Raw genomic sequence first — 12,326 nt, 5'->3', positions numbered from 1 at the left:
ATGAAACGTACACAACATCATCAAATCACGTATCATACTTGGAGATGCCTTGCTTTATGGGTGATTTTGCTTGTTATGTTAGGTACTGGCAGCGTGTATATCGTCAAACACTTGACGATGAACCGGTCAAGAGTTGTGAAAAAAAGTAAGCAACCAATTTCGCGTAATAATGAGAAGAATGACCTTGATAAGGATATCTTTTTAAAAAACGATGAGCTAGCAGTTAGCCTGAACACGCAACTAAAAGATTCTGGGTATATTGGCACCGCTTTAATTGTTCATCATAACCGTGTTATTTTGCAACAAGGTTTTGGTTATGCGGATAAGGAGCAGAACCGTTTGAATAATGCGCAATCCGTCTATCAAATTGCGTCCATTCAAAAGGGCTTTACTGCCACGCTAGTGATGCAGCAGGTCCGTGCGGGAAAAATAAGTCTCGAAACACCTTTGAGTCGATATTATCCTAATATACCTAATGCGGAGAATATCACTATTCAACAGATGTTGACAATGACTAGCGGGCTGACGCAAAAGGTAAGTGCCAAAACGTTTACATCGGAAGCTGCTAATGTTCAATTTGATGCGGATCATGTATCGTTGTTAGCATCAAATAATTGGTCTTACCAGGCGGTTAATTATCGTTTGTTAGCTGGTATTTTGATGCAAATTACGCATAAAACATATTCAGAATTGTTTAATGATTTTTTCAATAAGCATCACCACCTGAATGTGTCTGACTATAAAACGTTCGTAACCAATTCACATCGAACAATTGGTTACAAAACCACTGATTATAGTCAGTTCAACACAGATAATTCTGTTGCCTATGCTACCGAGACAGGTACTGGCAACATGGCAATGACAACAGGTATGCTATATCGTTATTATCGCTTATTGTCAGATCATAAGTTGTTGGATGTGCAGGAATTAAATGCTATGTGGCGCCCCGCCGATGGTATGAAGTATGCAAGTGGTTTGTATCATTATGGTGACTACAACACCGGCCATGGTGTTATTATGGGGTTTGAATCCACAATAGTAGCGACAAATAATGGTCAGGATGCAGTGATTTTATTGAGTAACGAACATGCAAAAGGTGCTGCTTGGCAGCCATTGGCTAAGGCACTTTTTGAACAAATGACAGCGATTAAAATTGTGAAGTAACTTGTTAATCGTTTACGCGCCAAAGAGCGCAGAGGAGAAAAATTTTGAAGTTTAGTGAATTAGGTTTGTCACAGGATATTTTAGATGCTATTACAACACATGGTTATGTGGAAGCAACGCCAATCCAAGAAAAGACAATTCCGTTAACTTTGTCTGGTAGAGATGTTATTGGACAAGCGCAAACAGGAACTGGTAAAACAGCAGCTTTCGGTTTGCCAATATTAGAACATATTGATTTAAACAATAAAAATATACAAGCATTAATTGTATCACCAACTCGTGAATTAGCTATTCAAACAGCCGATGAATTAAAGAAATTGGGTCATGATAAGCACGTTGATGTACAGGTTGTCTTTGGTGGCTCTGACATTCGTCGCCAAATCCAAAATCTGAAGTCACATCCTCAAATTCTTGTTGGTACACCGGGTCGTTTACTTGACCATATCAACCGTAAGACCGTTAAAATTGATAACGTGAAGACGTTAGTATTGGACGAAGCTGATGAGATGTTGAACATGGGCTTCTTGGAAGATATTGAGTCAATCATTAAGAACACACCTGCTGATCGTCAAACATTACTATTTTCAGCAACGATGCCACCAGCAATTAAGCGCATCGGTGTTAAGTTCATGACGAACCCAGAGCATATTCAAATTGAAGCCAAAGAATTAACAACTGATTTAGTTGATCAATACTTTGTTCGCATGCGCGAAAATGAAAAATTTGATACCATGACACGTATTTTTGATGTACAAGCACCAAAATTGGCGATCGTCTTTGGTCGTACAAAGCGTCGTGTTGAAGAATTATCACGCGGATTAGAAGCACGTGGATATCATGCAGCTGGTCTGCATGGTGATTTGACACAACAAATGCGTTCACGTGTCTTGGCGCAATTTAAATCACATGAAATCAATATACTAGTTGCAACTGATGTGGCAGCACGTGGATTGGATGTTAAGGACGTTTCTCACGTTTATAACTTTGATATTCCACAAGATCCTGAATCATACGTTCACCGTATCGGACGTACTGGGCGTGCTGGAGCAAAGGGTGTGTCTGTCACACTTGTAGCGCCAAATGAAATGGATTACTTACGTGCTGTTGAAGACTTAACTAAAAAGCGTATGACAGCATTAGAACCAGCTTCTTTGCAAGAAGCACGTGTTGGTAAAATTAAAAATGCTGCGGGCGAAGTTGATCAAATTGTTAACGCTGTAGACGTTAAAGACATTCAATCAGAAGTTGATAAGTTGACGTCAAAGTATTCATCTGAGCAATTAGCAGCTGCACTATTATCTTCTGTTGCCGATTTAGAAAAACAAAACACACCTGTCGAGATTACGCGTGAACGTCCATTACCACGTCGTCGTGGCGGTGGTGGTGGTTCACGTAATGGCGGTGGTGATCGTCGTCGTGGCGGCAATGGTGGCGGCGGTTATCGTGGTAATCGCGATCGTCGCGGCAATGGCGAATCATCACGTAACGGTGGTGGACAACGTCGTTCAGGACGTGATGGTGGCTCTTCTGCTGCAAGTAGCGAACGTCGTTTTGGTGACTATAAGCGTCGTGATGGCCGTTCTACTGAACGTCATTCAAACGGCGGCGCACCGCGCCAACGTCGTGAATTTACTGTACGTGAAAAAGATTAATTATATTAGTGTTGTTTAGTGGCTATTCAATTGAGGGTCGATTTGTCATCAATTGAAGTGGTGAAATTAGGCATATCATAGTTAAATACACACGATGAAACCGTCCAAAACAAAATTTGGATGGTTTTTCGTTATAATTATAACTAGTAAATTATGGAGCAAGTTAATGAAAACAGTTGAAGAGGCAATCCAGTTTATACACAGTCGACCAAAGGGCGGCAAAAAAGAGTCAATGGATCGGATGTATGATTTACTCGGTGCTTTAGATAATCCTCAAAATAAATTACCACCAGCTATTCACATAACAGGAACAAATGGTAAAGGATCAGTGTCTACCATGGTAAGTAATATTTTGCGTGTGGCGGGGTATCAAACTGGTCTATATATGTCACCATACATTACTGATTTTCGGGAGCGGATACAAATCAATAATCAATTGATTTCTAAAACGGATCTAGTGACCACCACAAAAGAGGTGGCTGAATGCTTGAAAATATTAGATAAACAGTTAACGCCAGATATACCCACTGAGTTTGAGGTATTAACGGCTATTATGTTGACCTACTTTTCAAAACAACAATTAGATGCCATGGTTATCGAGGTGGGGATTGGTGGTCAATTAGATTCAACTAATGTGATGAAACGGACAAAAGTGGCAGTTATTACTAGTGTTGGTTTGGATCATCAAGCTTTGTTAGGCCATACAATCGCGGAAATTGCTTGGCAAAAAGCAGGAATTATTCAAGATGATAGCTCAGTGGTTATTGGTGATCTACCTGAAGAGGCACAATTAGTCGTTGCTAGTCGTTCAAAAAGCCCTTTGTTGAGAGGAAAAATTGGTGTATTTGAGCAAGGCTTACCGGGTCATTACCAAATTCAAAATACTGCAACGGCTGTGGCAGCGGTTAGTGCATTTGATAGTAGAATTACGCCTGAACAAATCAGTAAAGGCCTGGGCGATAGTCAACTGGCAGCCCGTTTTGAACGTGTTAAGCCTGGTGTGCTAATTGATGGCGCACACAATGCCCAAGGCTTAAAGAAATTATATGAATCTCTTAATACAAAATCTTACCAAGAAAAAACGATCACCTTAATTATTGGTAGCTTGATGGACAAAAACGTGGTATTGGAGTTTGATGAAATTATAAAGAATCGCCGATTTCAAATGATATTGGTGCCGTTTGTTGGCCCAAATGGACGTCACAGTTTGGATATTGATTCTGTTGCCAAAAAATATGGCGTCTCGACTGCGCCTAGTTGGCGTGAAGCTTACCATCAAACTAAGACTGATATTGTAGTTTTTACTGGCTCATTATATTTTGTTAGTCAGGTACGAGGAAAGATATGAAACAATTAGATAAAAAATTATCCCCACGTTTAATTTTAAGTGTTTTAGCTATTGGCTTGTTGGGATTTTCAGATATTATGCTAGAAACAGCATTAAATGTGAGTTTTCCACAACTTATGGTCGAATTTAATGTGACATCTAGCACAGTGCAATGGTTGACGTCAGGCGTTATCTTACTCACAAGTATGGTCGTTATTCTATCACCATGGCTGAAAAAACGATTTACCAATAGAAGTCAATTTATGGTAGCGACAGTCATTTCTATTATTGGTGTTTTAATCGACGCGTTAAGTGGTGATTTTGGTTTGACATTGTTTGGTCGTTTATTACAAGGTATTGGTGGCGGTGTCGGGTTACCCTTGATGTATAATGTCATCTTTGAACAGGTGCCCGAAAGTAAACGAGGGTCAATGGTAGGATTGGGATCATTAATCATTTCGTTTGCGCCAGCCCTCGGCCCAGCGTTTGGTGGCTACTTAACTCAAAATTTTGGTTGGCATACAGTTTTTTGGGTGGTTTTACCCGTACAAATTGGTTCATTGGTTCTTGGTTGGTTTACGATCCGTCAGGTGTCAATTTTGACTAAGGAAAAGTTAGATATCATCGGTTGGCTGCTTTTGAGCGTTTTTTTCGTAGCGGGTATTTTTGTAATTGAACGCATCAGTACACATGGCCTTGTAAATACGGTGAGCGTTGCGCTATTAATACTCATGTTTGGTGGCATTGCTGGTTATCTTTTCTATGCTCGAAAGGCTAAGAATCCACTCTTGAACCCAGATATTTTTAAGTTTAACGTGTTTTCGTTAAGTATTGTCGCTTCTTTTATCATCCAGGTTGTGAACTTGACCTTTAATTACGCGGTACCTATGGCACTGCAAATTGTATTACTTAAAAATTCTCAAGTTGCTGGGTTAGCGTTATTACCTGGTGCAGTAGGTTATGCGCTAATGGCAATTATTTCAGGTCGAATGTACGACCGTTATGGCGCAAAATTGCCACTTACTATTGGTTTGATGCTAATGATTACTGGAACAGTTTTGATGGCGACATTACCGATTAGTTTGTATGGCATGACCATTAGTTTTATGGTTATACAGTTAGGCGCTGGTTTTTGGTTTGGTAATAACATGACACATGCCGTTAGTCATGTACCGGCTCATTATCAAAGCGCCGGAAATTCAATTTTTGCAGCCACAAATAATTATTCAGCCGCGGTGGGTATCGCACTGGCAGCTGGCATTATTGCAACTTTTCAAAACCATGCCAGTGCAGTGGGTAAATTAGTTTCATCAACTCATCTCGGCACGACTTGGTTATTTAGAACAGACGTTGTTTTGATTGTATTAGCCGCATGTTTATCAATTCGTGTTTTACTGACTGTGAAAAAGCAGTCGTAATCACGTATCATCTTTACAGAGGTGAAACATGACTTTAAATGACCAAATTAAAAAATATTATGCCGTTTTTGGTAAAAATGGGGAAAAAGCTGTACATGATTTACGACGTTATTTTCCAAACGATTATGATTTAAATGAAATAACCCATGATGTTGGAGAAGACTTTATAGCACAGAATCCGACACATAATAAAGCGTTGTTAATTGGTGTTGCTATTGGGAAAAGTATTGCTGTTGCAACACGCCCAAAATTATTAAGCGCTAAATTTTCTGAAGAAATTGGCGATTATGCACAACGTAAGTTAGGGCATCTGTCTCAAGAACAGTTATGCATTGCGCTACTTGATGCACAACTCAATGTTATTGGTTGGGAAACCGTATTTGTGGGAACTCTGACACACGTTCAAGCATCGCCTCGTGAAATTTTTCAACGTGTTTTGCAAGCAAATGCGCTAGGATTTATGATTATACACAATCATCCAAGTGGCAATCTCAAACCGTCAGATGCGGATATCCAATTTAGCCAACGCTTGAAAGTTTTGGGTGAACAAATGTCGTCACCAATGTTTGATTCCTTCATTGTCACAAGCGATAGTTATTGGAGTATGTCGGAAAATAATCAATTAAAAGGTGTTGTATGATTTTAATGACTTTATTGGTTATAGCCAATAAAGTTTTTTTGTACTAAAGTTATAAGCGCCAATGAGGAATATTATGCTAAAGTGAGCAAGAAAACCAATATTGAAAAAAGAATACGGATGATTAAATGGCGAGCTGATACTCTGCCATTTAACACAAGGGCATTGCTTATTGCAGTCAAAATTAACATGATTAAGCCGATGACGAGCCATCCAAGATGCAAAATTGACAGGTATAGTATTGTGATGGCAAATATATTGAAAAACGTGAGCCAAGCAGGTAGTTGCTTATGAGCCGAAAATAGAGCTACACTTGTTAATGTTGCATAGAGAAAAATTAAAATTGAAACAGTCATTGAATTACCGCCTTTTTGTGTTATATTTATTGAAACATAGGGGGTTGACCCCCGCGCAAGGAGAAATTATGTTCTTGAAGACATTTTTGACCAAAACAGAGGCAACAAAAGACACTGTTCGATTTTATATAGAGCAAGGATTATTAACGCCGTCTAAAAAAGCAGGAAAGTACAATTTCACAGATCAAACAGTCGACGATTATCAAGAGATTATTGCGCTTAAAAAGATGGGATTATCAATAACAATTATTAAAATAATCAAAAAAATGCATGATGAGCATTGCGGGACCTCTGAACAGCGGCAACAAAATATTGCCATTATAGATGAAGCATTAGATGCCGTTGCCACTGAATTGGCTGTCTTAGATGACAGAAAGCAAAGTTTAATTGCAGTGAAAGCGCAATTGGAGACAACGATTTAATTAAATTATTATCGGGATATGTTCGTCATACTTTTTTTGTTATGAGAAAACTGGTAAAATGGAATGGACTGAAATTGCACAATAAACGAGGGAAAAATGACAAATAAAAAACCAGCAGTATGGTATGAACACCTCCATACTGAAAAACATACAGGTGCACGTCGTGGTCGTATTCATACGCCGCATGGGACCTTTGAAACACCAATGTTCATGCCTGTTGGCACACAAGGTGCAGTAAAAGGTGTGGGTACACGAGAGCTAAAAGATATTGGTTCGCAATTTATTTTAAGTAATACTTATCATCTATGGGTACGTCCAGGAGATGAACTGATTGCTCAAGCTGGTGGGTTACATAAGTATATGGGATGGGATCAGGCGATTTTAACAGATTCGGGTGGTTTCCAAGTGTTCTCATTGTCTGATGCGCGCAAGCTGCAAGAAGAAGGCGTGACTTTCCAGAATCACGTTAATGGGGATAAAATGTTTTTATCACCTGAAGTCGCCATGCGTATCCAAAATAACTTAGGCTCTGATGTCATGATGCAACTTGACGAAGCCATCCCATATTTTGAAACATATGATTATATCAAAAATTCAATGCAACGCTCTTTACGATGGGCCGAGCGAGCACAAGTTGCACATAAAAATCCAGATTCACAAGGCCTATTTGGTATTGTCCAAGGTGCTGGATTTAAAGCGCTACGTACAGAATCAGCAAATGGTTTAGTCAGCATGGATTTGCCAGGTTATGCTGTTGGTGGTTTGTCTGTTGGCGAGTCGAAGCTTGAAATGAATCGCGTTCTAGATTTTACAATGCCATTGTTACCCGAAGACAAGCCGAGATATTTGATGGGTGTCGCTGCGCCAGATTCATTAATAGATGGCGTGATTCGTGGTGTGGATATGTTTGACTCTGTTTTGCCAACGCGTATCGCGCGTAAAGGTACATTAATGACACGACGTGGCCGTGTTGTTATTAAAAATTCAAAGTACAAAAACGATTTCACACCATTAGATCCAGATTTGAGTTATTATTCACCAAATCAAATTAGGACAACACAGTTTGGTAATCAAGCACAATTTGATAACCCAGCATACAATCCCTTTGAAAACTTAACACGTTCTTATTTGCATCATTTGTTTAATGCTAATGAAATATTGGGCGCACAATTAGCTTCACAACATAACTTGCGTTTTCTATTGCAATTTATGGAAGATATGCGAACAGCTATTGAAAATGATGAATTACTGGAATTTCGCGAGACAGTCATGGAAGAGTATGGTTATAATAAACCAAATGCGCGTTTATTTTAAATTAATAAACAATAGTTTGATATAATTAAAGTAGAATGTTTGTCAAAAATAGGCAAACATAGTTAAGAAAGTAGGAAATCGTTATTATGAATATCAATTTAATTCTCCCAATCGTTGTTATTGTTGGTATGTTGTGGTTTATGAGCCGTCAACAGAAAAAACAACGTGCCGCACAAGAAGAACGTCAAAATAGTTTAGAACAAGGCTCAGAGGTGGTGACAATTGGTGGTTTGCATGCTGTTGTGGAAAGCGTAGATCATGTTAATAAAACAGTTGACCTCAATGCGGAAGGTGTTATCCTAACATATGATGCAGCAGCTATTCGAACAATTAAGCCAAAAATTAACCCAACAGATTCTAAACCAGCTGTTGAAGATTTGAAGCCTGCTGATAATGAAGACAAAGAAGAGACAGTTGAAAAAATCACTGTTGATTCCGATAAGCCTTCAGAAAAATAAATTGCTTAAGAGCTGTAGTAGCTCTTTTTTAGTAGAAACAACTAATATGACTTACAAATAATGTCAAATTAACAAGGTGTGATTTATTATAAAATTAATGAGTATATGGTTGTGCGTGCACCTATGATAAAAGTCGTGTATGATAAGAATAACGATTTTTTAGTAGAAGGAGGAAAGCGTTTGTTTAGGATGACAATCATCTAAGGTAATTGTTAACTATCAAATGCAAAATATTATTATGCCAATGCACGAATTTTTTATGGGGATGAATCAACTAGAACTCATTAACCGCGCACCCGGTTTCTTTAAATATCAGCCACATAATGTTGCCGCACATTCTTGGAAAGTGACACAGATTGCGCAATTCTTAGCCGATGTTGAGTCACAAAACGGCGCAAAAATTAATTGGCAGTCTGTCTATGAAAAAGCGTTAAACCATGATTATACTGAACGATTTATTGGTGATATTAAAACCCCTGTCAAGTATGCAACGTCAACATTACGCTCTATGCTTGCTGATGTTGAGGATTCAATGACCGAGAATTTCATTAAAACAGAAATTCCTCGTCAATTTCAGTCGGCTTATACACGTCGTCTAGGTGAAGGTAAAGATGGTAGTATTGAGGGACAAATATTATCGATAGCCGATAAAGTTGATCTGATGTATGAAGCATATGGAGAGTTGGAAAAATTCAATCCAGAACCGGTGTTTGTTAATATTTTTCAAAGTAGTTTGGAGGCGTTATCTGAGTTTAAACATATGGCAAGTGTTAAGTATATTGCGACAGACATTCTACCAGACATATTTGCCGAAGATTTTATTAATAAAGATTTGTTATACGATCTAGCCAAGAGTTTATTACCAGATTTTGCCGCAGCTGAAAATAACTAGCGCACATAAATTTATTAAGTAAGTGAGAATATATGTCAGAAAAAAATTATATTGCAAGAATGCGTGATAAAGTTGGCCATGAGGGTATGATTTTTGTGTCCGCATATGGTATATTATGGAACGATAGGCATGACGCTATTTTATTAGAAAAACGATGGGATTCTGAAACAGGTTGGGGATTTCCGGGTGGTTATTTAGAATATGGTGATTCGCCAATGCAAGCTGTTGTGCGGGAATTTAAAGAAGAGACGGGCTTAGATATTGAGGTCGTTCGCATGCTCGGTTTATCGACGAATATGACTGATAAAAACTCATGGGGCGATGCGCAAGAAACAATAGGCCTCGGTTTTGAAGTTAGGCAAGTCGGTGGTACCATGAAAAAAGATGGCACGGAAACATTGGATTTGCAATTTGTACCTGTCAATCCTGAGCCACAGATGTTTGTGCCACAGGCACAAGAAACACTACATCGCGTTTTGACAGAAAATGCATTAAGTGACAAACCTTGGCTGCGTGAACATGGTCAGTAAAGCAAAACAATAATTGAAAGAGAGACAATATGGCATTTTTAGAGCTTAAAAATATCAAAAAATCATACTATTTAGGTAAAGAGGAATTTCCAGTTTTAAATGGTATTGATTTATCATTTGATAAAGGAGAATTTGTTTCTATTCTAGGTGAATCTGGCGGTGGTAAATCCACATTAATGAATATTATTGGTGGGTTAGATCGTAATTTTGAAGGTCAAGTAAATATTAACAATGACAAACTTGATCATAAACAAGAGAAAAAGCTGGATATTTATCGCCGAGAAACAATTGGCTATATTTTTCAAAGTTTTAATTTGATTAATTATCAAACAAACTTAGAAAACGTTGAAACAAGTTTGAATATGACAACGTTGTCGGCTTCCGAACGCAAAGAGCGAGCAAAAGCGTTATTAAATAAAGTTGGGTTAGCTGAACATATCAATAAGTACCCATCGCAATTGTCAGGTGGTCAAAAACAACGTGTCGCGATTGCACGTGCGTTAGCCTCTGATCCGGATATTATGATTGCTGATGAACCAACGGGTGCATTGGATTCGGTGAATACGACAGAAGTGCTTGAATTACTTAAACAAATTGCCCAAGAAGGTAAGCTTGTCATTGTGGTCACGCATTCCCAGGCTGTTGCAGAATATGGTACGCGTATTTTGCACATGGCTGATGGTAAAATCGATGAAGAAAGATTTTTAAAAGATGCCTTTATGGTGCCGGCTGGCACAGAACGATTAAAATCAAGACCATTAAAAACTGCGTCAATTTGGGATATGGCTTTTGATCATTTGAAATATAAAAAGCTCCAAAACTTCTTAATTGTTTTAGGATCCGCAATTGGCGTATTTTCAGTGATTTTGTTTCTTGGTTTAGGTAACGGCATCAAGGGCTATATTGCAGATCAAGTTGATTCCTTAGTGAACCCAAATTATCAGTCAGTTGTTCGAAACACAACAAAGGATAAAAAAGCTAGTGCCACAGAGCGTATGCAAGCATCAAGGCAAGCTATGGCAACAGACTATGCGTCAACAGTTATGGATAGTGCTATGTTGCAACGACTGGAAAGTGTTAAAGGCGTTGACAAAGTACATGCTGGGGGTGTTTTCAATAATGCCGTCTTTACCTACGGTAATGTTAAATCACAACCCGTACAATTACAGTCATGGACACCGCAATTTTCCGAAAAAACAATTAAGAATGGTCACCAAGCCAAAGATGGTGAAGTGCTTATTGATCGAGAATACGCTAAAAAGATTCAAAGTAATTATAAAGCTCTGATTGGTAAAACAATCGCGTTTACTTATATGGCTTTTGATTCGGAAAATAAGCCAGTATTGATTTCGACGTCAGCAAAAATTTCTGGAATAACTGATGGTGGGCAGTCAGGTGCCTTATTTATTCAAAATTGGTCAACGATTCAAAAAGATCTAAAGAAAAATAAGGCTGTTTCTGACGCGAACTATGTTTCTGTTGAAATTAACGATACAAAAGCAGTAAAAGAGACGATGAAACGTATTAATCATCTACAAAGTAACGGGATGCAAACTTTTGCTGGTATCTCAATGGATGACATTTTAAGTACGGTAAATACGATCACAAGTTTGGCTACTTATGTGCTAGCAGCAATTGCCGGTATATCGTTAGTTGTTTCAGCTATTATGATTATTGTCACAACATATATGTCTGTTTCAGAGCGAACACGTGAAATTGGTGTTCTTCGCGCACTTGGTGCCAGAGCTAAAGACATTCGTGGATTATTTACAAATGAGGCCTTGCTAATGGGTATTATTTCAGCAATCTTGGGTATTGTCATGGCTTATATAGCACAAAATGTGATGAATATAGCGCTAAACGGTCTCATCCATTTCAGTATTGTTCAAATTTCTATTGGTAATGTTATCTTTGCAGTAATTATTTCATTAGTTATTGCTCTCATTGCTAGTTTTGTCCCATCTCGACGTGCGGCAAAGCTCAACACAATTGATGCTTTAGCAGCAGATTAAAATGATGCAATTGGGTTAGAATTAAAAACGCATTTTGCGTTTTTTTTGTTAAAAAATAAGTTATATGACATTGATTTGATATAATAATACTTGCTATTGTGTGTTGTTTAGCATACTATAGTATAGATTTTAAATTCAGTCGTT

The 12,326-nt window shown here is 38.3% G+C and carries 12 protein-coding genes; 11 read left to right on the top strand and 1 reads right to left on the bottom strand.

Features of this window, described 5'->3' with window-relative positions:
- From JOD28_RS06750 to JOD28_RS06730, 5 genes are all read left to right on the top strand, one after another.
- Positions 1-1,164, top strand: a complete 1,164-nt coding sequence (locus tag JOD28_RS06750; protein WP_204770071.1) for a serine hydrolase domain-containing protein — start codon at positions 1-3, stop codon at positions 1,162-1,164.
- Positions 1,165-1,208: 44 nt separating this feature from the next.
- On the top strand, positions 1,209-2,816 hold the full coding sequence (gene cshA / locus JOD28_RS06745) for a degradosome RNA helicase CshA (RefSeq protein ID WP_204770070.1): 1,608 nt from the start codon (positions 1,209-1,211) through the stop codon (positions 2,814-2,816).
- 166 nt (positions 2,817-2,982) lie between these two features.
- Positions 2,983-4,164: a bifunctional folylpolyglutamate synthase/dihydrofolate synthase gene (locus JOD28_RS06740; protein ID WP_204770069.1), complete on the top strand. Its 1,182-nt coding sequence runs from the start codon at positions 2,983-2,985 to the stop codon at positions 4,162-4,164.
- Entirely contained in the window at positions 4,161-5,561 is a 1,401-nt protein-coding gene (locus tag JOD28_RS06735) for an MFS transporter (protein ID WP_204770068.1), read from the top strand. The genes JOD28_RS06740 and JOD28_RS06735 overlap by 4 nt, the downstream gene beginning before the upstream one ends.
- Positions 5,562-5,589: 28 nt before the next feature.
- Positions 5,590-6,201, top strand: coding sequence for a JAB domain-containing protein (locus JOD28_RS06730; protein WP_204770067.1), 612 nt, complete (start codon positions 5,590-5,592; stop codon positions 6,199-6,201).
- Positions 6,202-6,272: 71 nt separating this feature from the next.
- On the opposite strand, the gene JOD28_RS06725 is transcribed toward JOD28_RS06730, so the two are convergent.
- Positions 6,273-6,554 carry a queuine tRNA-ribosyltransferase gene (locus JOD28_RS06725; protein ID WP_204770066.1) on the bottom strand — a complete coding sequence of 94 codons (282 nt, stop codon included), beginning with the start codon at positions 6,552-6,554 and terminating at the stop codon, positions 6,273-6,275.
- Between the two features lie 68 nt (positions 6,555-6,622).
- Between JOD28_RS06725 and JOD28_RS06720 the strand changes: the two genes are divergently transcribed.
- The 6 genes from JOD28_RS06720 to JOD28_RS06695 all read left to right on the top strand — a co-directional run bounded on the left by JOD28_RS06720 (position 6,623) and on the right by JOD28_RS06695 (position 12,182).
- The gene (locus tag JOD28_RS06720) at positions 6,623-6,976 is read left to right on the top strand and encodes a MerR family transcriptional regulator (protein ID WP_204770065.1); all 354 of its coding nucleotides are present in this window, start codon (positions 6,623-6,625) and stop codon (positions 6,974-6,976) included.
- 96 nt (positions 6,977-7,072) lie between these two features.
- Positions 7,073-8,290, top strand: a complete 1,218-nt coding sequence (gene tgt / locus JOD28_RS06715; protein ID WP_204770064.1) for a tRNA guanosine(34) transglycosylase Tgt — start codon at positions 7,073-7,075, stop codon at positions 8,288-8,290.
- 86 nt (positions 8,291-8,376) lie between these two features.
- Entirely contained in the window at positions 8,377-8,748 is a 372-nt protein-coding gene (gene yajC, locus JOD28_RS06710; protein ID WP_204770063.1) for a preprotein translocase subunit YajC, read from the top strand.
- Positions 8,749-8,986: 238 nt separating this feature from the next.
- Positions 8,987-9,640 carry a YfbR-like 5'-deoxynucleotidase gene (locus JOD28_RS06705; RefSeq protein ID WP_204770129.1) on the top strand — a complete coding sequence of 218 codons (654 nt, stop codon included), beginning with the start codon at positions 8,987-8,989 and terminating at the stop codon, positions 9,638-9,640.
- Between the two features lie 32 nt (positions 9,641-9,672).
- Positions 9,673-10,170: an NUDIX domain-containing protein gene (locus JOD28_RS06700; protein ID WP_204770062.1), complete on the top strand. Its 498-nt coding sequence runs from the start codon at positions 9,673-9,675 to the stop codon at positions 10,168-10,170.
- Positions 10,171-10,199: 29 nt separating this feature from the next.
- The gene (locus tag JOD28_RS06695; protein ID WP_204770061.1) at positions 10,200-12,182 is read left to right on the top strand and encodes an ABC transporter ATP-binding protein/permease; all 1,983 of its coding nucleotides are present in this window, start codon (positions 10,200-10,202) and stop codon (positions 12,180-12,182) included.
- Positions 12,183-12,326: the final 144 nt, after the last annotated feature.

This window comes from Leuconostoc rapi (genome assembly GCF_016908715.1).
Lineage (GTDB): Bacteria > Bacillota > Bacilli > Lactobacillales > Lactobacillaceae > Leuconostoc > Leuconostoc rapi.
Note: the sequence above shows the minus strand (reverse complement) of the source record. Positions and strands in the feature narration are given on the sequence as shown.

Excerpts from the sequence above, each read along its gene's own strand:
- JOD28_RS06750 (WP_204770071.1), top strand. The coding sequence starts at position 1 with ATGAAACGTACACAACATCATCAAATCACGTATCATACTTGGAGATGC.
- JOD28_RS06740 (WP_204770069.1), top strand. The coding sequence starts at position 2,983 with ATGAAAACAGTTGAAGAGGCAATCCAGTTTATACACAGTCGACCAAAG.
- JOD28_RS06735 (WP_204770068.1), top strand. The coding sequence starts at position 4,161 with ATGAAACAATTAGATAAAAAATTATCCCCACGTTTAATTTTAAGTGTT.
- JOD28_RS06730 (WP_204770067.1), top strand. The coding sequence starts at position 5,590 with ATGACTTTAAATGACCAAATTAAAAAATATTATGCCGTTTTTGGTAAA.
- JOD28_RS06725 (WP_204770066.1), bottom strand. The coding sequence starts at position 6,554 with ATGACTGTTTCAATTTTAATTTTTCTCTATGCAACATTAACAAGTGTA.
- JOD28_RS06720 (WP_204770065.1), top strand. The coding sequence starts at position 6,623 with ATGTTCTTGAAGACATTTTTGACCAAAACAGAGGCAACAAAAGACACT.
- tgt (WP_204770064.1), top strand. The coding sequence starts at position 7,073 with ATGACAAATAAAAAACCAGCAGTATGGTATGAACACCTCCATACTGAA.
- yajC (WP_204770063.1), top strand. The coding sequence starts at position 8,377 with ATGAATATCAATTTAATTCTCCCAATCGTTGTTATTGTTGGTATGTTG.
- JOD28_RS06705 (WP_204770129.1), top strand. The coding sequence starts at position 8,987 with ATGCCAATGCACGAATTTTTTATGGGGATGAATCAACTAGAACTCATT.
- JOD28_RS06700 (WP_204770062.1), top strand. The coding sequence starts at position 9,673 with ATGTCAGAAAAAAATTATATTGCAAGAATGCGTGATAAAGTTGGCCAT.
- JOD28_RS06695 (WP_204770061.1), top strand. The coding sequence starts at position 10,200 with ATGGCATTTTTAGAGCTTAAAAATATCAAAAAATCATACTATTTAGGT.